General features: G+C 46.9%; 14 protein-coding genes. 5 read left to right on the top strand and 9 right to left on the bottom strand.

From position 1 onward, the window contains the following. Positions 1 to 41: 41 nt before the first annotated feature. Positions 42 to 2765: a bifunctional YncE family protein/alkaline phosphatase family protein gene (locus UNH61_RS02150; RefSeq protein WP_326990464.1), complete on the bottom strand. Its 2724-nt coding sequence runs from the start codon at positions 2763 to 2765 to the stop codon at positions 42 to 44. 169 nt (positions 2766 to 2934) lie between these two features. Here UNH61_RS02150 and UNH61_RS02145 point away from each other — a divergent pair, with 169 nt between their 5' ends. Both UNH61_RS02145 and UNH61_RS02140 read left to right on the top strand, forming a co-directional pair. Next, positions 2935 to 4356 carry a hypothetical protein gene (locus UNH61_RS02145; protein ID WP_326990463.1) on the top strand — a complete coding sequence of 474 codons (1422 nt, stop codon included), beginning with the start codon at positions 2935 to 2937 and terminating at the stop codon, positions 4354 to 4356. Between the two features lie 233 nt (positions 4357 to 4589). Continuing rightward, a complete protein-coding gene (locus tag UNH61_RS02140; RefSeq protein ID WP_339070651.1) occupies positions 4590 to 6860 on the top strand; it encodes a tetratricopeptide repeat protein in 2271 nt (756 codons plus the stop codon). 75 nt (positions 6861 to 6935) lie between these two features. On the opposite strand, the gene UNH61_RS02135 is transcribed toward UNH61_RS02140, so the two are convergent. Together UNH61_RS02135 and UNH61_RS02130 are read right to left on the bottom strand one after the other, a co-directional pair. Then, positions 6936 to 9242 (bottom strand): hypothetical protein, encoded by a 2307-nt coding sequence (locus UNH61_RS02135; RefSeq protein ID WP_326990461.1) that lies wholly within the window; start codon positions 9240 to 9242, stop codon positions 6936 to 6938. A gap of 15 nt (positions 9243 to 9257) precedes the next feature. Further along, complete coding sequence (locus tag UNH61_RS02130; RefSeq protein ID WP_326990460.1) at positions 9258 to 11828, bottom strand: hypothetical protein; 2571 nt, start codon at positions 11826 to 11828, stop codon at positions 9258 to 9260. Positions 11829 to 12081: 253 nt separating this feature from the next. Here UNH61_RS02130 and UNH61_RS02125 point away from each other — a divergent pair, with 253 nt between their 5' ends. Beyond that, the gene (locus UNH61_RS02125; RefSeq protein ID WP_326990459.1) at positions 12082 to 12981 is read left to right on the top strand and encodes an AraC family transcriptional regulator; all 900 of its coding nucleotides are present in this window, start codon (positions 12082 to 12084) and stop codon (positions 12979 to 12981) included. A gap of 14 nt (positions 12982 to 12995) precedes the next feature. Here the strand turns inward: UNH61_RS02125 and UNH61_RS02120 are convergent, their stop codons facing one another. Further along, complete coding sequence (locus tag UNH61_RS02120) at positions 12996 to 13883, bottom strand: aldo/keto reductase (RefSeq protein ID WP_326990458.1); 888 nt, start codon at positions 13881 to 13883, stop codon at positions 12996 to 12998. Between the two features lie 100 nt (positions 13884 to 13983). Between UNH61_RS02120 and UNH61_RS02115 the strand changes: the two genes are divergently transcribed. After that, the gene (locus UNH61_RS02115) at positions 13984 to 14328 is read left to right on the top strand and encodes a YciI family protein (RefSeq protein WP_326990457.1); all 345 of its coding nucleotides are present in this window, start codon (positions 13984 to 13986) and stop codon (positions 14326 to 14328) included. Here UNH61_RS02115 and UNH61_RS02110 read toward each other — a convergent pair. Beyond that, positions 14325 to 14825, bottom strand: coding sequence for an anthrone oxygenase family protein (locus tag UNH61_RS02110; protein ID WP_326990456.1), 501 nt, complete (start codon positions 14823 to 14825; stop codon positions 14325 to 14327). The genes UNH61_RS02115 and UNH61_RS02110 overlap by 4 nt on opposite strands. A gap of 103 nt (positions 14826 to 14928) precedes the next feature. Here UNH61_RS02110 and UNH61_RS02105 point away from each other — a divergent pair, with 103 nt between their 5' ends. Beyond that, on the top strand, positions 14929 to 15654 hold the full coding sequence (locus tag UNH61_RS02105) for a methyltransferase domain-containing protein (RefSeq protein ID WP_326990455.1): 726 nt from the start codon (positions 14929 to 14931) through the stop codon (positions 15652 to 15654). A gap of 27 nt (positions 15655 to 15681) precedes the next feature. On the opposite strand, the gene UNH61_RS02100 is transcribed toward UNH61_RS02105, so the two are convergent. The 4 genes from UNH61_RS02100 to UNH61_RS02085 all read right to left on the bottom strand — a co-directional run bounded on the left by UNH61_RS02100 (position 15682) and on the right by UNH61_RS02085 (position 20725). Further along, on the bottom strand, positions 15682 to 16107 hold the full coding sequence (locus tag UNH61_RS02100) for an SRPBCC family protein (RefSeq protein ID WP_326990454.1): 426 nt from the start codon (positions 16105 to 16107) through the stop codon (positions 15682 to 15684). Between the two features lie 114 nt (positions 16108 to 16221). Then, the gene (locus UNH61_RS02095) at positions 16222 to 17382 is read right to left on the bottom strand and encodes a sialidase family protein (RefSeq protein ID WP_326990453.1); all 1161 of its coding nucleotides are present in this window, start codon (positions 17380 to 17382) and stop codon (positions 16222 to 16224) included. Positions 17383 to 17525: 143 nt separating this feature from the next. Beyond that, positions 17526 to 18950 (bottom strand): hypothetical protein, encoded by a 1425-nt coding sequence (locus UNH61_RS02090; RefSeq protein ID WP_326990452.1) that lies wholly within the window; start codon positions 18948 to 18950, stop codon positions 17526 to 17528. A gap of 176 nt (positions 18951 to 19126) precedes the next feature. Next, positions 19127 to 20725, bottom strand: a complete 1599-nt coding sequence (locus UNH61_RS02085; RefSeq protein WP_326990451.1) for a RagB/SusD family nutrient uptake outer membrane protein — start codon at positions 20723 to 20725, stop codon at positions 19127 to 19129.

Below are 20725 nucleotides of genomic sequence, written 5' to 3'. Positions count from 1 at the left end.
ATCGGATTTTGTATCGCTTTTTCGTTTTTAGCAATCGCTGACTATTTTTGCTTATAATGTTCTTCTCTTTGTTCCCTCTCATTATCCATCTCCGGCCCTTTTTCTATTTTGCGCCAATCAATACTCCGGTCATAACGCTCCATAGCTTTCTGCGCATCAAAGATTCTCTTATCAGGAAAGGTTAGTGTATAAGGCGTATAGTCTGGTTGTTCTGTAAAGAAATCCTGCAATAACGATGCTGTAACATCATACTGATTTACATAGGGAATACCAAGTACGTTATAGATTACTTTGAGAATAGCACCAAAATTTGCGTGGGTATTTGATACGTAGTTTCTTTTTACATAAGGGCCTGCCATCATCAGTACAGAGCGATGTGCATCCACATGATCTACTCCACCCTGCGGGTCATCTTCGGTAATAATAACCAGCATATTTTTCCAATAAGGGGTGCGGCTAAGAAAATGTAAAATTCTTCCTACTGCCAGATCGTTGTCAGCCATATATGAATGTACATACGGATAACCATGCTCTGGTCTTGTCCCGGCACCATGATCATTGGGTATCATCACTGTTAACAATTGCGGCATCTTCTCTTTGCCGGTCAGCCATTTCTCCGTAAAATTTCTTTCAAATTGTTCCATTCTGAACTGATCGGGGATATTAGTATTAAAGCCAGCATAGTCATGGCTGGTACGTGGCCACAACGCCTTCTGCATAGGAACCATTACACCATGTGCAGCTCCTGTAGCTGTATCGCGCCAGGCTTCCCTGACGTGTGCTGTTTCATTTCCCTGCCCGAAATTGTAGAAGGAAATATTATTCCTGTCTAATGCTTCCCACAGTCCGCCAATTTCTGCATAGTCTTCAGGATCCATACTACCGGTGCTTCCAGGAAACCTGCGTCCGGGAGCTTTAGAAAAATATTTAGCTGTCTTGCCTGCATTCGAATTAGTTTCTACCCACTCATTGGGTATCACTCCCATCATCCAGTGATGCCCGTGGATAGATGCATCACTATCGCAATAAAAGTTATCAGAAAAGGAAAACTGTTTTGCAGATTTATGGTGATTCGGCATAATATCCGCATTGAGAATAGTATCAGTTTTCGTTATAACGTTTACGCCTACCCCATAACGCGCAAGAGTAGCATCCCCTTTAGCCTGGCTAAGCTGCCCAAACACTTCATCATATGTCCTGTTTTCCTTTGTAATGTAAACAATATGTTTTATCGGGCTTTCGTAGGCTTTAGGATAAGGAGGTAGTGGATTTTTTTCCTTCAGATTGGCTGGTATTTCCTGAAATGTATTACTTATCACTTGTTTGGTGTATTGCTGCAAGATGTCAGGCGAGGGGTTTTTTATTTTCTGAAAAGTCGCTAACTGAATATCTCCAATATAAACACCCTGCACAGGGCGCACGAAATGTTTTCCTCCGTTTGGTCCTGCTCCATAACCCCGGCAACTGCTTACATACAACTCCTGCTCATCATTGCTGAGCAACACCCTTGCCGGCCCCCAGCCAGTTGGGATCAACCCTTTGGTAGTACGGGTTGGCACATCAATTACAGCTACCGCATTAAACCCTAAAAGGGCCACGTACAGTGTTTTTTCATCTTTGCTCAGGGTAATACCAAAAGGAAGCAGACCGCGATATTTATCAATTCGCTTGTCTGTAGTGATGGGTATATGGCCAACGAGTTTTCTTTTCTTGTAATCAATGATGGAAATGTTATCGTTAGTGGCATTGGTGACATAGGAATAGCGACTGCCGGTGGCAATAGAGTTGGGGCTGGCACCGCCTACTACTTCGATATCGTCAATGAAATGGCCGATCTGATGGCCTGTTTTGAATTTATCTATTACTTTATTTGTTTTCAGGTCGATGGTGAACACGCTCATTGCCTCGGAAGATTGACGGCTACCCACACCGGGAATTTCTTTACCATCTATTATGGTTCCGTTTATAGACTCCGGTGTATTATCTCCATACGGATGATATGGGATCAATAAGGAATCATAATTCTTTTTTGTAAGCCCTTTAATGAGTGGGTACTCGTATGCACCTACGTTGGCTATAAAGGCTGTTTGTTTATCAGGACTTAATGCAATACCAAAAGGCAGGCGACCGGCATTTACCATACTCTTGATTTTATGAGTGCTGGCATCGATCCTCACCATTCTGAAATTACCTTTGTCTAACACCAGTAACTCGTTTCCTTTTTCATTATACACCAAATCGGAAGTAAAGCTGTCGTCATACTCAACGCCATTAACAGGGCCATTCAGCGAGATAGAATCTATACGTTTAAAATGCTCAATATCATAAACAATGATAGATCCGTTATCTCCACCGCTTAAATAGATAGTCTTTGAATCTGGCGCAAATGCCACACCCAGAAACGATCCATCTGCCAGCGTTGATGGAATACTTCGATCGTAAGAAGGTACCCTGGTATGCTTCATTGTTGGCACATCTATAATGGTGAACACGTCATCATGCAGCGTCACTATCTTTTTCCCGTCCGGGGAAAGTGCCATGCCAAACGGATCATTTGTAATGCGTATGGTTTCACCGACAGGTGTTATAAATCTGCCACTTGGCAATACAGATTTCCCGGCAGTATCAATAATGCAGTACTGATTTTGCCCCGGAACAACAAGGATAGTAGCCGGTTGGTGAGTATCACGCTTCTGCTGGCCCCAGGCCTGGGAACCAGTCAAAATAATAGTTAAGAAAAAATAGGTGACTCTTTTTATATTCATAATTCGAGTGGTTGATATATTGACAAGGATCATCGGATCTCTATGCAAAAAGAAAATATTTAATAGCTAACTCCTGTAATTCCCCATTATCTAATTGTTATGTGTTTCGGCAAGTTTCCATCAACACCATTAAACCCTCCCCATTCCAATCCATCTATACAAATAAAACATGCAGAAAAGCGCGTTTTCCTACATCCTGTTGCTACCCCTGTTGTGGCTGCTATCTGCCAGCTGCAGGAAAAGTACTACTTCCATTATTGTACCGCCGCCACTGACCGGAACACCAGTGAACATAACACTTCACCCCGACCAGCCCGGATCTGCAATACCCGCCACCTTTACCGGCTTCAGCTACGAAACCGGAGCTGTTACTGACAGTAATTTTCTTACTCCGTCCAACAGTGTTTTAATCCGGTTAATACAAAATCTGGGGAAAGGATATCTGCGTATAGGAGGCAACAGCAGCGACAACCTGGTGTGGACCGGCGCGCCACGCAACAACAATACCGGCAAAGACTCTCTCACTACCACCGATGTGAACCGCCTCAGTGCTTTTATCAATGCTACCGGATGGCCCGTGATCTTTGGGCTTAATATGGGTGTATTTGATATCAATCGTGCTGCCGCTGAAGTGAACTACCTGAATAACCAAACCGGCGCCCATATCTCCTACTGGCAAAGTGGCAATGAGCCTGATCTGTTCTCCCGCAACGGTCACCGGCCTGCTACCTATCAATACGGCGATTACCAGTTGCAGTGGGAACTGTACTACAAAGCTGTTAAAACTGTTTGCCCATCCTGCGCATTTGCAGGCCCCGATGTTGCCTACAATACCAAATGGGTGGCCAATTTTTCGGCAGCCGAAAGCCAGCATATCAGTCTGCTGGATGGACATTATTACCGAACCGGCCCCGCCAGTGATTCAAATATCACGTATAAAACTATACTGGCTGCTGATACCAAATTACCCGGCTACCTCGATGCGCTGAATAACAGTGCGAAAGCCCATCAGCTTACCTACCGGATTTCAGAATGTAACAGTGTATACTCCGGCGGCAGAAAAGGTGTCAGCGATGTATTTGCGGCGGCATTATGGACATTGGATTTTATGTGGACGGCCGCCGGGCATAATTGCCAGGGCGTTAACTTCCACGGCGGGCAGGGAGGCGCATATACACCTATTGCCATGACCAATGGCGTTCCGGTAGCACGTCCTGAATATTATGCATTGCTGGCATTCCACAGCGGTGCTGTGGGTAACCTGATACCGGCAGATGTAAATACCGGACAGCTGAATGCAAGCGTTTATGCCTGTAAAGATGGCGGCACTGAATATGTTACATTGATCAATAAGGAGGAGCAGCAATCAATAGCAATTACCATACAACCCGGCATGAAGGCTCAATCGGCACAGGTGCTGCCACTCAGCGCCCCTGGGTTAACCTCATCGTCTGGTGTAACGTTTGCCGGCAGCCAGCCGGATGCAACTGGAAATTTCACACCCGGACCGGGCACGTCCTATACTCCTTCAAACGGTAACTTCGTGATCAATATTCCTGCCGGCAGCGCTGCTGTGGTCATTATCCGATAAAGTATCAATATCGGAAAATGCAATAATGCCTTCCAAATCTCCGGATATACGTATATTAGACGCGTAAAAACTTTATATCATCCTGTATTCATCTGGCGATGAACCATTGTTGCAGCATAGTATTTGTTACCCTCGCCCGTACCGGCGTCGATCCAAACTCCGGCAATAAGGCCACCCCTCGCGCAGCTATACAGCATGATAGATCGGACACCATACGTCTATAACTAACCGGTATGAACATGAAAGAAATTGAAAGTCTGTACGAAAACCAGGAGTTTGAAGCCGCATTGGACGCAGCCAATGCCTCCCTGGCGCAGGAACCGGCAAACAAGGATTTGTTGTATATCAAAGCCCGTTGCTTGTTTGAATTGTCATTAAGAACCGAGGATCAGGAACAGTCCACAGCGCAGATAAAAGAGGCATATGCACTGTGTAGCGAGGTACTTGCTATAGACCCCGCACATAACGGCGCCTTGTCTTACAGAGCTTATATCGGTGTATACTGCTACTACATAGAAGGTCAGGAAGAGCAAACCATCAGTGATTGTACCGCGCTGATTAACCAGGCGAAAGATGTGTCGGTGACCAGGTACCTGGAATGGCGCAGTCAGGCTTATATCCGGCAGCAGCATCCCGCAGCCGCGCTGGAAGACCTGCAGCGGATTATCTCCGAAGCCGGTAATTTCTATCCCAACGATCAGCCACAACGCAATGAATTACTGTCGGCTACTTATTTTTCTATGGCAAGGATACTGGAAACTGTTACGGGAGATATTCCGGCAGCACTGGAACAATATCGCCAGTCTTTTTCGCACTCCCCCTATCAGTCGAGGTTTCTGCCGGTGGCAAAACTGGCGCTGGATCACGGCGATTATGATCTGGCGGCCTCTATACTGGACATACTGCCTACTTCCCTCGAAGAAGTCAGTGATGAATTTGTAGAATTGCTGGAAGCCATCAAACAACTGTATCATAGCAGTAACCCGGTTCCGCCAAAGGTGGCGCTTATGTACTGCACATCTACAGCTGCTTTCCCGGATATCGTATTAACAGCGGAAGATGAAACAGATGTTACCCTGCAACAGGTTTCATTTGGAAAAAAACTGATGCAGCAATTTCCGGATGAAGCGTATTACTGCAATTATACCGGCCGCGCGCTTTTCCGTGCCGGACAATATGCAGATGCGCTGCCTTATACAGAAAAAGGAATCGCCATCAGGCCTTACCCTATGACTGTTGCCCGCTGGGCTTACGCGAAGTATAAGACTACCGGCTCATTTCCGGAAACATATCCACCTGCGATACACGATACACCGTACGACTGGTACGAAGCGGGCGTGGCATTCGGCGAATGGGAAGTAAAGGGCAAGCAGGCCGCTAAGCAGTGGGAACTAATGCTGGATTATCTCTACGGCAACGCCATTAAACTATATAAAGCTTATTGGTTCGAAAACAGCGGGTCTGCCAAGGCCCATCATCCGCATCATTTTGCGATGTGCTGCAACAACTACGGCATTAACCTTTCCCGGCTGGGCCGGTATGAAGAAGCGGTTGAAATACATACCATCGGCTACAATATGTCCCCTTTCTGGGAGCAGCTCGACTCCAGAGCCTATGCCTGCCGGGACGCCGGGAAATACGATCAGGCAGCGGAAGATTGGGCCGCACTGCTGGAATACAGTAACATGCTGGAACCGGTGAAACTGGCCGCCACCTACAATCTGCTGATAGATCTGTGGATGAGTAATCTGAGCAACCACGAGAAAGCAGCTTACTGGTACGACCAATTCATGGAAGTGTACGACGGCGGACTGTCGGACGAAATTGCGCAGCTCCCCGCCGACGAACAGGAAGCCGCACAGCAACAGGTGAATGAGATCACCACTTCCCGTGGACTGATACAGGGAAGCCCGGGCGATCTGCCCCAACGGATACGACTGTTGGAAAAACACCTGGAACAATATCCGGACGACAGCAACGGATATTTCAATCTGATGCAGCTGTATTACGAGAACAAACAATACGAGCACTGCATAGGTTGCGCCACCAGCCGGCTATCACTGGGAGGACTGGAAGAGATCCCCGTATATTCGCAGGCCCGGATCTACTATTTCCGGGGAAGAGCGTATATCCATACCCGTAACTTCGAAAAGGGCATGCAGGATATGCTGCTGGTACAGCAACTAACCGCCGGCGATTCCCAAACTGTAGATTCTGACCTGTTCAATATTTACGGCTACCTGGCGGAAGCAGCACTTGGGCTGGGGGATTATAAAGCTGCTGCCAGTTATGCAGCTAAGAGCCTGGAAATAAACGACAGTAACACCTGGAAATGGGATCAGGTTACGGCGAATATTGCCCTCGTCCGGGCCACTGCATTGAAGAACGACGGCCAGCAAAAAGAGGCAGTACGGATACTGAAGGAAATACTTGAGCAAGTGCCAGACCACCAGGAAGCAGCACAAAAACTGAAAGAATGGAAGTCGAGATGGAGCTTCTTTTAAACAATATAAAAAGGGGGCGCTAAGCCCCCTTTCGTTTTCCTCTTGATTTCACGTTATAGCTTATTTCTCGTTTACCTAAATGCTTCTTTTTATACTAATCCTTATGGGCTCGCCTGCCTTGACCATTACTTTCTGCCACCGCAGGAAAGCACCGGGTTGTAATGGTTTTGCAGCCTCGCGGCTATTCTCCGCCATTACTGTTACACTCGCATCATAAGCGGTGGGGTTTCTGATTTCCAATACCAACGCTCCCTTATCTTTTTTCACTATCTCCGCCTGAACATGATCAAATACATATACTATTGCTTTATCCTTTGCTATGTATATGCCCGGTAATTCAAGTGCCATCAGCATACCGGCAGTTTCCGTCCAGGAGTTGCGGGTGTAAATAAAGTTGCCAACAGCAGCCTTACCTTCAGCATCACTTGGCTGGATGCGCTCCATCGTAGCGCCGGTGAGATGGTTATTAGTGATGTGGCCCGGCCTGTTTACCGCTTCTGCATGTGCGTGTTGTATATCCCTGATCAGATCCGCATACAGCGCGTTTCCTGTTGCCCGGAAAAGTTTGAAGAGACCATCGCCCGATGAAGTACAAATGCCGGGTGCTGCATGTTTGTTTTGAATACTTGCCCAAACTGCTCCTGTCATGTTACACTGCAATTTACCGATGGTACTCTCCGGCGGGAAAACGGGCGCATACGACAAAGTCCATGTGGCACAAAGCGCCGCCTGTGTTTCCGCCATTTTCAGCCATTTCTGTTCACCGGTATTACTGTATAATGTCATCAGCGATTCCAGTAATCCGAAGGCCGACTCGGAATTCGCATCCTGCGATATGTCGCCGCAGTCGCCACCGGTTAAGCCTTGCCCGGCCACATCCCGTTTATAGTAAAATGCTGCCGCTTCAGCCGCCGTTTTTAACCAGTCGGGCCGGTTAAAATATCGGGCCGCCAGTGCTAGTCCTGCTGGCACCACGGCTCCTGCAGTAGAATTAAACACTGCAATCTCCCCGGTTTCCGGGGCTATATACTGTCCGAACTCCCCATGTTGCTGCCAGGTTCCTGCAAAGGCGGTCGCCAGCTTTTGAGCTGCTGCTTCCCATTCTTTACTGACCTGATCCCCATGCCCCTGATCTTTTAAAAGCAGTAAATGCTTCATCAACCAGAATAATGCATCTCCGTTCTTCCTCACCATTGCCTGTACTTTCGGAAAATCAGGATGCATTTTTTCTCCTTCTATCTCACCATTCGTTCTGATTCCACCAAAAAAATAGCCACTTTTTCCCTGTAGTTTATGTACCACAAAATTCAGCTCGTCCATCACTCTTTTCCGTTCGGCAGCATCATTCAACGCCAGCATCGGATAGGTGTTGATCATGCCACTGACCCAGCCCAGCTGGAAATCGTTACTATTCTCCGGCCGGTAGTAACTCCCAATCGACCCGCTGTAAAAGTTGCGGCTGCAGATATCCCTGTCCCAATCCAGGAGCTGGCTCATTGGCAACATATTCCTCAGCTCACGCGGGGAGGCTACGTTCTTCCGCACTTTCATAAAGGCAGTTAGTAAATCGGGAATGCTTCCGGCATTGAATACGTATATGCGTAACCGTATTTTAACTTCATCGCCCTGCTTCCAGTCAGGAGCTTTGTCGCCGCTAACATGAAAATCCCCGAAACCAGGTGCCAGCTTGCGCACAGCAGGTGCCGAAATATCAAATGATAAATTTTCTTTCCCCGCATCCTCCTTTATGGAGATACCGCTATTTCCCCATTTCGTCTGTTGTTCGGTTAATACGATAACACCTTTCCCTGTCTTCTTCGAAAAAAAACAAACGGCAGGTGTGGCCATATTACCTGTTTGCAGTTCCACCAAAGAAGATTTATTCTTCTCCCGCTGCAGGCGCGGATTGTTAGAAATCGTCAGTGGCACAGCAGGATTATAATACATTTCACGCGGGTATGATGGACTATATCCGTCGCCAATAGACCTATACCGGTTTCCGTTGTATATGGATGCAGGCACCAGCAGATAATTATCTTCACTCCACCCGCTGAAATTGAACCCAATAGCCACAGTAGCCTCGCTTACCTGTTCCTTCACTAACCGGAAGGTGGCTGTAATATCCAGCGCATTTTTATTATCCTTCACAGGTGAGGTGGCTATACTTAGCCGCCACAAGCCGGTATCCGCCTGAAGTACAGGTTGTAATACCTGCTCAGATATCTGATCTGTTGTATGATAACGTCGTTGCAGGAAAACGATGGATCCATTCACCGGTTTCAGCAGTTTGCTGATTTCCTGTTGCGGCAATTGCGCTGTGGAAATAATCGGAACCGATATTACTGCCAATAAAAAAAATATAACATTCCTGATAGCTGCCATAAATCTATCCGTTTATCACTTAACCCTGGTGTTGATAATTTCCGTTGATTTCTCTACTACTGTCACCAGCTCCATTTTAATCTGTTCTGTTGCTGCATGCAGCGGAAGCAGTGTTACTGATGCCACGTTATTGTTGCTTATCAAACCATTTACCGGCAGTAGTTCCAGCTTATTTCTATTCTTATCTGCTACATAGCATTCATTATTCCTCCAGATAATAAATTGTCCGCCAGACAACTGATTTTTAACAACTATCTCTTTCCCATCTGCCAGCCTGATCCTCATTCCATCTGCCATTGCTTTTTCCGGAGCTTGTATCCTGATGGTGAGCTCCAGCAGTTTTTCATTTGGCAGCATACCTGTTGTTACTGCCTGTGCATTGTTATGATACGGCAGATCTGCGAAACGGCTTTCTTTCAGCGTATGTAATGTAAACGTGCGATTGTTACTTTTTGTAAGATGAAATTTGTAATGCAGGTCTTTCAGTTTTTCTTTCTGCGCTTTGGTAAATATCCCCGCCGCGCGGGCATCCTGCCAGTTACGGTAAGCTTTGAATATAGCCTGTTTTTCGCCGCTCTTCTCTACCGTCTGTTGACTGAGCCCCAGCATATAGGTGGTGTTCCAGCCGATGGACTTCGCCTGGAGATTCTCTGCATCATACAGGCTCCACGCGCCTGAATAATTGATGATACCAAAAGTTGCCGGGAAATAGTTGCTCTCAAAAACATAACGCATGTCCTTTCCTTCTATCCCCCATTTATTGTGCACGGGATCAAACATATGATCTCCTCCGCCAACATTGCACACACTCATATAATGCCAGTTGCCTTCATACACACAGGAGCCCATTACGCGGAGATATTTCCCGCCTGTTTGTTTGTAGGTATTAAACAATTTTCTGAAGAATTGTTTGAATGAGTATTGGCCATGTCCCTGATAGATACAGCTTTCCAGGCCATCGAAGTCGATATAATCCATGCCGCCATCTGTCAGCCATCTTCCATAATAATCTGCATAAACGGGCTGCAGCTTCATATCAGGCGCAAAGCCGCGATAGCAGTTTGGCTGCAGCTTCACAATGGTGGTGCCTGCCGGATAGCTGCCACGCATGGTACCCTGCCATCCACGCTTCACATGTAAAAACGTATATGGTTTACCGGTAGTGATACCATTATACTCGATCAGTTCTTTTCCAATCTTCAACACATTGGTGTGATTGCCTTCCCATCCGCCGAATTCATTGAAGTAACAGGTATCGGCCACAGTGATAATGGTATCATTTATACCAATATTGTTAGTGATAGTGGTGCGTTGCATGATAGCCAGACTATCACTCGGTACCGGAGCTACATCGCTGTTATTGTCCGGCTGCAGGAATTCGCAAAGGGTATGAAGCCCGTAACGAATACCTGCTGTTTGCATTTGTTTTCCCCATGCAGGAATTTCCATCGGCGCGTTATTCAGATTCACTTTCTTGTGGCCCCATTTGTTTGCAGGATTAGGATAATACTCTCCCAGCCCTTCGTCCTGTACTCCCTTAAGTCCGAGCTGGGATGCATAAGACGCGAGGCTGTCGTGAGCGCCCCACCAGGCGATATCAGGCCGGTAAGCACGCGGATCTTTCACCCATATACCATCTATCTCCGGATGAGGTAATCCTTCATTCAGCACGATCTTTTCAATGGTATTCAGACCGAGGTTGTCCGGGCATCCATATAATGCAATAGCAGAACCGTTAAAATCCACATCCACGGGCGCTACCAACTGATAACGGGCGGAGTTGAATCCTCCGTCGAGGTTATCCGGCAGCACCGGAAAACGTATCATCTGTTCCTTTCGCCGGTCGCGCGAGTGCAGGCTGATGGTAGAGCCGAAAGCCGGTTCCAGCCGGGCTCCGTCGCCATAACACATTCTGAAATACTCTTCCGGCTGGGAATAAAAAGCAATATCACTGATACCATCGCCGCCTATCTTAAACGTTTGTCCTTCTTTCAGATGTGGAGGCAGCGGGTATTTTACGGGATCGGGAGAGTGAATATAGTAGTACATAAAACTCATGTCTCCATCGGAAGGAGGACCACTGATGGTATTATCATTCAACGCCATCATTCCGATGGCGAAATGATCGTCACGTACTACCGAAATAATATCACCGATCGTTTTGGAAATGCTGGTTTTATAAGGTCCCCAGACGATATTATCAGCGCCGCTTTTGTTATTGACCGATTGTAACTGTAGTCGGAGATAATGTTGTTTTTCATTTATTTTCACAACAGCCTCGGAGCCGTCGGTATAAGAAAGCGTAATAGTATGCAGCGGATCACTGAAAACAGCTTTAACAGGCAGGATATAAGTCTTGCGGCTGTAAAGGCTTAGCAATGGAGAGCTTAAACCCGCAGGGCAATATTCTTTTCCAGTGTGTTTATCTTTAATAGAAGTGATATAGCCGGCGTTATTGATTTTAAAAGTTGCATAGTTTGTCTGGTAGATATGTTCCTGTGCATTTGCGCCATTATACATGGCATGCAGTAAAAGCATCATAATGATTGTTGTGGCAACAACCAGTTGTTTTCTTATTTTTTTCATTGATCCTGTTTATTCAAAGTATATACCGCGCGAGTTTCCCGGTATACAATGGATGTGGGCGTAAGTGTAGTGCGCTGTTTTCCATAACACTTGCCATCAAAGGTAAAGATCGGGCGAAGCCAGCCAGGGCACCACCTCTAATTTGACTTTTATAAATGCTATTTTTACATGAGTGGTATGGCTCTGACGGCCCATTTAGCATAGTTTTGTCTATATTTGAGCCGCTTGGTCGCCTAAAAGTCTTATACGTACAATGCAATATATATACGAGAATTTTACATTTCCGCCGGACCAGTCTTTTACTGTCAGATCGGATGTACTTGAAATAAAGAAGTATACTGCATTGAGATCGCATGTCAACTTTGAGATAGCATTGCTGGAGAACTGCAGTGGCAGACGATTTATAGGAGATCACATCCATGATTTTGAGGGGCCGGAGCTGGTGTTGATGGGCAGCTACCTGCCTCATTGCTGGCAGTATTATAAAACTATAGATCCGTTGTTGCCGCCGCAGGCCATCGTAGTACATTTTTTTCCGGATTTTATGGGGAAAGATTTTCTCGAAAAACCGGAGGCCAGGCCTTTGCATCAACTTTTTGAAAGGGCTGCCAAAGGGGTATTGTTTACGGACGGTACGTTGCAGGAAGCCAGGATGATACTACATCAGATGTTGTTTTCATCCGGGCTGGTGAGGGTATCGCTGATGATACGCCTGCTCGATGTATTGGGACAGTCTGAGTCCTGTCAGGTGTTATCATCGCCCTATTACAATGCCGTAGAAAATTCCGGTGAGGCTAAAAAAATCAACAAGGTATTTGATTATATCTTCCAGCATTTCAGAGAGGAGATCCTGCTACAGGACGTGGCGGATCTTATTCCCATGTCGTCCGCAGCATTCTGTCGTTTTTTCAAACGTAATACCAACCGTACACTGATCGATTTTGTGAAGGAAGTGCGTATCGGTCATGCTGCCAAACTATTGCTGGAAGGGCATCACAATGTGTCTGAAGCTTGCTATAACAGTGGGTATAATAATATCTCCAACTTCAACAAACACTTCAGGGAAATCAAAGGACTTTCTCCCCGGGAGTTTTTAAAGCAGTATGAAGATGCCGGCAATAAAGCTGCTTCCGGACATATCATACCATCCTGAATTGTCTCCTGCAATTACAATTTACCCTGGCTGCAAAGCAGTACTTCTTCCAGCACCTGCTCCGGTAAAGGGCCTGCAGCAAAATCGGTCAGGCTGTCCTCTAATTCAGTTTTATTTTCGGGGCCAATAACGATATTAAACTGATAGGGAAGTGAAATGAGAAAGCGGTGTGCCAGGGTTCGTAGCAACATACCATTACTGGCAGCAAGTTCTTCCAGCTTACCTGCTGTGCCCAGCGCTGCTGCCGGAAGCCATGCCGGCTTCATTTGTCTGAAAGCATCGAGACTTTTACCCAACAGCCCCATATTAAGCGGGCTCGCCGCATAATAACGGATATGCCGATCCCTGCAAAAAGGCAGCGAGTCCTGCATTGCTGCTACGTTTGCAGCGTTCAGCCGGTTGAACTCCATCATGACATCGAAGACGCCGGCGTTTAAATAATCAGTCATCCATGCAGGACGGTTACCTCCGGTACCCAGGTATTTTGCAAGCCCCTGCTCCCGGCACCTGATCAGGGTTTCCATTATCTTACCGGCATCTTCTTTCCTGATAACTTCAGGATCATGTAAAAACAGGATATCAAGGGCGGTAATATTCAGTGTACGCAGGGTGTTTTCCACACCGGTCAGCATTCCCTTTTCCGTAAAATCGTATTTGCCATCATGCGCTGCAAATGTCTGTAATCTGCCTGTTTTGGAGCTGATAATGGGCCGCTGGCCCTTCCACTGACGCAATGCTGTTCCCAGGAATAATTCCGCATCGCCATAAGCAGGCGCCGTGTCAATAGCCGGTATTCCCGATTCCAGTGCCGTAAGGATCGCTGCTACAGAGTGATCCGGGTTTATTTTGCCCCAAACGCCCCCCAATGCTGCTGTGCCAAGTACCAGTCGTTCGTCGATCATAATAAAGATTATATACTGCAAATATAAAAGAGATGCTATTTCCTGTCCCCCTTCTTCTTCTTCCCTCGTTATTCATTCAAAACTATAAAACATTACTATTATGAAAGAGTTCGTATTAATTTTCAGACACAGCAACAACACACATGCAGCCCCTTCTCCGGAACAGATGCAGGAAAGGATGAACTGGATGGCCGGTATTGCGGCACAGAATAAGCTGGCCGACAAGGGTAACCGTCTTTCTGCCACTAACTCCAAAACCGTACGCCCGAATAACGTCATTACCGACGGGCCCTACACAGAGATCAAGGAATTTGTGGCAGGGTACATGATCGTCAAAGCAGCCAGCATAGACGAAGCCGTACTGCTGGCAATGGAAAACCCCATTCTTAAAATGGGCGGTAACGTGGAAGTGAGAGCGGTACTGACTCCTGAAGATAAACACTAACTGCGGCCGGCGAGGATACCGGCTATTACCAGCACCAAAGCAACAATGGCAGCCGCTGTACGAACAGTATTCAGGCGGTTCCAGGGCTTTTCAAACGCCAGCCGGTACCGGGTCTGCTCTTCTTTTGTAGCAGCGCTGAGATCTGCTTTATCCAGCGCATTATTCAACGGTACGTTGCCGGCGACAGTTACACCAAACACGCCGGCAACGTATATCACCGTGGCAGCCAGCATACTCCAGCCACTCCAGGTTACAGAATAGCTGAAATGCGCCCAGGTAGCCAGTGGCAGCAGGATCAACGAGCCCATGAAAGACGCGAAAAATGCCGGGTTAAGGATAGCCCTGTTAATGGATTGCATGGCAGATAAATAGACATTGTCGGCCAGGCGCCCCAGTCCGGGAGTTACAGAACAGGAATAAGCGTAAATCAGGCCCGCAATCAATGCAGTGGATACAGCGGTAACGCCTGAAATGATTGGTAGGATAGCTGGTGTCATACATGTAATATTGAAGTATGAAGATAGAATATGCAGTCAAATGTTTGACTAACGGAAATCCCTGATTGCTTCCTATATTGCCGGTAATTTATTTTTCTACACCATGCAACCCGAAAAAACTTCCGGCTGGGATTTCAGCTATCTCACCAATACCGGCAGAATGATGGAAAGCCCACTGCCCTGGAATTATTATATGCAAATATGCCAACGGCTCAGGCCCGGATGCACCCTGCTCGACCTCGGTACCGGTGGAGGCGAATTCCTCAGCCTACTGCCGGATAAAGATCTCCTCCACATCCATGCAACAGAGGGATACGCTCCCAATGTAGCAGTAGCGGCAGCACGACTCCGGACCTTCAATGGCACCCTGATTTCAACATACACTGATGAAGAACTGCCCTTCCCGGATAATTATTTCGACCTTATAACCGACCGGCACGAAAGCTACGACATCGACGAAATATACCGTATCCTGAAACCCGGTGGCTACTTCATTACCCAACAGGTCGATGGCAAAAGCGACCTCTCCATAGCCGACGTTATACAGGCAAAACCCAATACGGAATACCTTGATTTCAATCTCAGCTACGTATTAGATGAACTCAACTCCAGCCCTTTCCATATACTGCTACAAATGGAAGATGCAGGTTTTATGCGTTTCTACGATACAGAGGCTTTGTTATTCTATATTCGTTCGATGCCGTATATATTTGAGAACTATGAGGAGTTCGATTTCAATCATATCACTCAACTGCTGAACAGCTACTTTCAAACTAATCCGTACCTCGATGTAAGAAAGGACAGGTTTATTGTTGTTGCGCAGAAGTAAATATGGCGAAATGCCCATCTGCCGGTATTATTGATTCAGCGATTCTGCATATTTCTTAAAATTATCCAGGATTGCCTGCCAGCCAGCGCGTTGCATTTCCGCGGGATTGGTGCCTTCTGCGTCAAAGGTTTCCGCGATTTTAGTGGTATTACCATTACCGGCAAAATCAATCACTACCGTACGGCCATCTTCCATAGTATATGCGATGTATTCATGTACTCTGACCTCATCATAAACACCACCGAAATCGAATCCAAAACTGCCGTCTTTGGCTTCCATGCGGGAAGAGAATTTACCGCCGGTGCGCAGGTCGTTCTCTGCGCGGGGAGTGTGCCAGTCGGGAGATGCGCTGTTCCATTTTTTTATATGTTCGGGTTCCGACCATGCCTCCCATACTTTAGCTACAGGCGCATTAACAGTAGCACTAACGGTGATTTTTTCTGCTGTACTCATTTGTTTAAATTTTAAGCGTGATGAATGTTGTTGATGCAAACTTAAAACGAGTCGGCAAATTTGAGGCAGGCCAAATACGACAAAATAGTGGATTAAATACGACAGCCACTGTCGTTAAAAATCTATTGCTGTAAATACAATCGAGGAATACTGGTCTTTTTCATATAACAGGCCTATCTTCCGCCGGCCCAGCTGCACCATGTCCGAATAGGCAGCATAGGCATAGCCAGGCTTTCTTCCATTTCCTTTATATATCTGTATACGTTTAGTCCAGGTACGACCACCGTTTTTACTGATACTCACTGTAAGATTATTCCTGGCCGTTGTATCGGCAGCATTGGAAAAGGCCAGCATACCTTTGTCCAGGCTCAGCAGACTCCCCTCGCATACAGGGTCCGGCAGCCGGGTATCCAGGTAGCTGGTGTCCCAGGTGGCGCCTCCGTCGCTGCTCACGGATACGATCCGGGCCTTGATATTTCCGCGCTGATTACGACTGTTCATCATCAGTTTTCCATCTGGCAGTTCTGCAGCAGTCGATTCATTACTACCGGGAACGGATATACTATTTCCCAGCTTAAATGTTTTTCCATGATCATCCGTATAGTAGCCATGCGCAAAGTTATTGCCGCTTCCCGGTAAAGGGTTCCCAACAGTATGATTAGCGGCTACAAAGATCCGTCCTTTATACGGGCCCTTTTTGAACTGCATCGCATGACCAGGTGTATTAGCGTAATAGCGCCAGTCTTCTTCGAAATTAAAGGCGGGATCTATAACCGGCTGTTTAGGCCGGTGTACCTCCAGGGTAATATCCACAGCAGGCGCCCAGGTAGCGCCTCCATCAGCAGAGGTTTTATACAAACAATGTTTTACGCCTTTGCCACGGAGAACATCCGCTTCCCGGGAGTTGCCGGGATTATAAAACAGAAATAGCCGCCCACCGGGAAATGCAGGATCAGTGAGATCCAGCACCGGGGCAGGGTTGCTTAGCTGCGGCTGCCCGTCGTTGACTACCACCTGTAAGGCAGACCATGTTTTACCGTCATCCTGACTTCTTTTCATCACAATATCAATTTTCCCGAAATCAGCGGGGCCGTCTACCCTGCCTTCGCAAAATGCCAACAGATCATTGTTGGGTAAACGTATAAAAGCAGGTATCCGGAATGTTTTATACCCCTCTGTACCCGATACAAATACAGGTACTTCCCGCTGTTGTGCAGTCACCCTAATCAGGTTGATAAACAGCAGTATCAACGATAAAAACATCTCTTTTCTCATGTTCATTATTTTGGTATCCTATTCCACCTGCTGTTGTTGCTGCGTACAGCAACAGCAGCAGGGCCGGAGCATTAATCATCAGGCTAATATAATTAACCCGGTTTAACTCCCCTGCTTTATTTACATGAATGAACAGCTGGCTATTATTCGTTTCTGGTTTTCATACTGATATAAACCGGGCTCTCACCTACCGCGAGGCTAATGGAAGCATTACCGGCCTCCTTCCATTGCACCTGCGGAGCAGCTCCGTCGGCAGTAACCATGGCAGTTATATGTTGGGGCCGGGCTGGCAGGTTCTCCAATACTGCCTGGGTAACATGCGGCTGATAGCCGTCTTTTTTATTGGTACTGGTTCCTGTTGGCGACCAGGCCACCCATATCAATGTATGCGGATCATTATTTTTTTCAAACTCCAGTACATATAGTTCGCCAGCTTGTTTTTTAACGGTACGTCTGAGCCGGTAATCGCCCAGCGTCTGATACAGTTGCCTTACCGCCCAGAACGACATCTTAGGCTCAAAATGCCTGGTAAGACCCGATGCAGCATGAAAGGATGCTTCATCATCATCATTGTAGAAATAAAGGTAGGCCCGCTGAATATCCTTTGTAGCCAGCATCAGGAAAGAACGTACAAGATACTGTGCCTGCTGCAGATCAGTAGCCCCCTGCCAATTAAGTTTCAGGGCCCAGTCTTTACGACGTGTCATAGCTTCCGGTGTGCAGGCGTCGTAACCAAATTCCGTTACCCAGATCTCCTTTTCCTTTGCATATTGATTTCGCCATTGTACCGCATCATCAACCTCTTTCAGAAACCGCAGGCTATTATCTTCCGGAAAACTTCTGTTCCAGCTGTTTTCATTGGTGGCAGACTGCTCCATCGTAGGGTACGTGTGCAGATTGATGACATCATATAACGGCAGGATATCGCTGTTGGCATACATCCCGTTCAGCGCCTGCAGATAAGGATCAGGCTTCCCGGCGGTAACCGCCGGCGTAACAATTTTCATGCGGCTATCGCCTGCCCGGATTCCCCGCGTCATATTCACGAACAGGGTTTTAAAAAGTGCCGTGTCGAACCGGCTGCCTGGCTCATTATCAATTTCAAGGGAGGTAGCCAGTTGTTGCGATCCCGACGGACCGTAAAAAGCAGCCATTGCTTTCCCGTAATCATAAGCCCATTGCTGATGTCCATCCCACAGGTTCTTATAACCAGGATTGCCAACACCAAATGAAAGAAACTGCATACAGATATCCGTTTCAAAGCCGGTAGTCTTCCAGGGGCCATATATATCTTTCTGCCAGTTAATATTATTGTTGGTCAGCGGGATAGTCAGGGAATCACCGGGAGCATTCACATCCCAGTCGATATTATGATAGTTCCTCACAAGCCTGCATACCTGCCCGTACAGTGCCGGTTTGAAAGTAACATGTCCATTGATACCCATAAAATCTTTAAAGAGGGGTTTCCCGACCACAACAGCCGTATCTGTTTGAGTGGACTTATTTAGCCCCGGACGGGTTGTACAGCCGGCAAGCAGGAGGAACAGGAAGGGAATGTAGCTACGCATAGGAGAATTACGAATTAAAAATTACGAATTACGAATTAATTACAGGCGGGGGTATTCGCTAATAGTGATCAAAAGTTACAATTTATTTCTCTAATAAACCACAAAAGCGAAGGCAGTAGCAAAGATCAACTCTGCCACTGCCTCTGCTTTTATTCTTAATACTTAATTCTTAATTCTTAATTCCACCCTGGTACCTGCTTGTAAGCACCTGCACTTTTTGCTACTTCATCCGGATTCATTGGCCATGCCATATGTTTGTTCGGATCGAAATGGCGGGCAGGCCATACTTCCTTAAGCACATACGGTGATGCCGGATCCTGCTTATTGGAATGGATACGGCCATGCAGTGGCGCATTGATTTTGTCGTAATCACCCCAGCGTTTCAGATCCTGGAACCGGTCTGTCCATTCACATGCAAGCTCCACGCGGCGCTCATGCTTCAGGTCGGCCATAGTGGGTGCAGCTACCGGAGCAAGTCCTACGCGGGCTCGCACTTCATTCAGCGGACCAGCAGCTTCTCCGCCTCTGCCGAGTTTGATCAGCGCTTCTGCTTTGAACAGGAGGATCTCAGCGTAACGCATGAGTGGCAGGTTGAGTGTGGTAGTAGGATAGTCGCCGTTCTGGTTGATGTTTGGATTGGTAGTTCTATCTCCATTCTTACCGTAGCTATATGGTTCCATGTATTTATTGATCTGGAATCCGGATTGGCTGTTGGTAGAGAAATATGATTTGTCTAATCCGAAGTAAGTGAATTTATCACCAAAGTTCAGGATGGTAACATCACGACGAGGATCATTGACTTCATATTCTTCAAATAACTCTTCTGTAGGCTGGAAATATCCCCAACCGTTGTAAAGGCTCCAACCGCCGTTTTCCAATATTACACCCGGAAATTCAGATCCACCTTGTACCCCTGAGGTAACAGACCAGATGTATTCTGAGCTCCAGTTATTAGCGATGGTGAAAACAGCCTTGTAATTCGCCTTGGCATTTTCTTTTCCGGTGATAAGCGCACGATGACCATCATTTTTGATTTTATCACAGATAGGCAGTATCAAAGCCCATTTGGAGGCATCATACTGTGCCCAGTAAGCATAAGCCTTTACCATATATCCCCAGGCAGCCACTTTATGGGCACGTCCCTGGTTGTCGGAAGAATATGTTTCAAATAATGGCAGCAGGTCAGCTGCTTTTTGCAGATCTGCTACGATCTGAGCGTAGTTATCCGTAACAGAAGGCAATTGAGGTGGAATACGTTTCCCGAATTCCGGATTCTCCGGACCGTCGAAAGGAACGCCCTGGTCTTTATGCCCCCAGAGATAAGCAATCCAGAAATGTACAAAGCCTCTCATGAAATAAGCTTCGCCGAGCGCCTGGTTGCGTGCGGCTTCGCTGGTGTTTTTTGAGGTGGGTACACCCTGTATCACCTGGTTGGCACGGTTGAGTGCCGCGTATAATTTATCCCAGCCGCTCGACAAATAACCTTCCCGGCCACTCGGAACAAAATTCTTGATGTTTTCTGCAGAAGCTTTCGCACGGCCAACGATCAAATCATCGCTAGCGTCCTGCATGTAAAACAGGTCTCTTCCCCAGGTTTCCTCCAGTTTCATGGCAGTATACATATCCGCGGTAGCCTTCTTCAGATCGTTGTCACTCTGCCAGAATATAGCCGTAGAAGGCGCACCATAAGGTTTGGTATCTACCCATTTGGAACAACTGCTGGCGCCTGTTATCAGGGAAGCCAACATAATTATTTTATAGCTAGTCTTTTTCAT

The organism is Chitinophaga sp. 180180018-3, assembly GCF_037893185.1.
Taxonomy (GTDB): domain Bacteria; phylum Bacteroidota; class Bacteroidia; order Chitinophagales; family Chitinophagaceae; genus Chitinophaga.
This window is presented reverse-complemented; position numbering and strand designations above follow the sequence as displayed.

Excerpts from the sequence above, each read along its gene's own strand:
- UNH61_RS02150 (WP_326990464.1), bottom strand. The coding sequence starts at position 2,765 with ATGAATATAAAAAGAGTCACCTATTTTTTCTTAACTATTATTTTGACT.
- UNH61_RS02145 (WP_326990463.1), top strand. The coding sequence starts at position 2,935 with ATGCAGAAAAGCGCGTTTTCCTACATCCTGTTGCTACCCCTGTTGTGG.
- UNH61_RS02140 (WP_339070651.1), top strand. The coding sequence starts at position 4,590 with ATGAACATGAAAGAAATTGAAAGTCTGTACGAAAACCAGGAGTTTGAA.
- UNH61_RS02135 (WP_326990461.1), bottom strand. The coding sequence starts at position 9,242 with ATGGCAGCTATCAGGAATGTTATATTTTTTTTATTGGCAGTAATATCG.
- UNH61_RS02130 (WP_326990460.1), bottom strand. The coding sequence starts at position 11,828 with ATGAAAAAAATAAGAAAACAACTGGTTGTTGCCACAACAATCATTATG.
- UNH61_RS02125 (WP_326990459.1), top strand. The coding sequence starts at position 12,082 with ATGCAATATATATACGAGAATTTTACATTTCCGCCGGACCAGTCTTTT.
- UNH61_RS02120 (WP_326990458.1), bottom strand. The coding sequence starts at position 13,883 with ATGATCGACGAACGACTGGTACTTGGCACAGCAGCATTGGGGGGCGTT.
- UNH61_RS02115 (WP_326990457.1), top strand. The coding sequence starts at position 13,984 with ATGAAAGAGTTCGTATTAATTTTCAGACACAGCAACAACACACATGCA.
- UNH61_RS02110 (WP_326990456.1), bottom strand. The coding sequence starts at position 14,825 with ATGACACCAGCTATCCTACCAATCATTTCAGGCGTTACCGCTGTATCC.
- UNH61_RS02105 (WP_326990455.1), top strand. The coding sequence starts at position 14,929 with ATGCAACCCGAAAAAACTTCCGGCTGGGATTTCAGCTATCTCACCAAT.
- UNH61_RS02100 (WP_326990454.1), bottom strand. The coding sequence starts at position 16,107 with ATGAGTACAGCAGAAAAAATCACCGTTAGTGCTACTGTTAATGCGCCT.
- UNH61_RS02095 (WP_326990453.1), bottom strand. The coding sequence starts at position 17,382 with ATGAGAAAAGAGATGTTTTTATCGTTGATACTGCTGTTTATCAACCTG.
- UNH61_RS02090 (WP_326990452.1), bottom strand. The coding sequence starts at position 18,950 with ATGCGTAGCTACATTCCCTTCCTGTTCCTCCTGCTTGCCGGCTGTACA.
- UNH61_RS02085 (WP_326990451.1), bottom strand. The coding sequence starts at position 20,725 with ATGAAAAAGACTAGCTATAAAATAATTATGTTGGCTTCCCTGATAACA.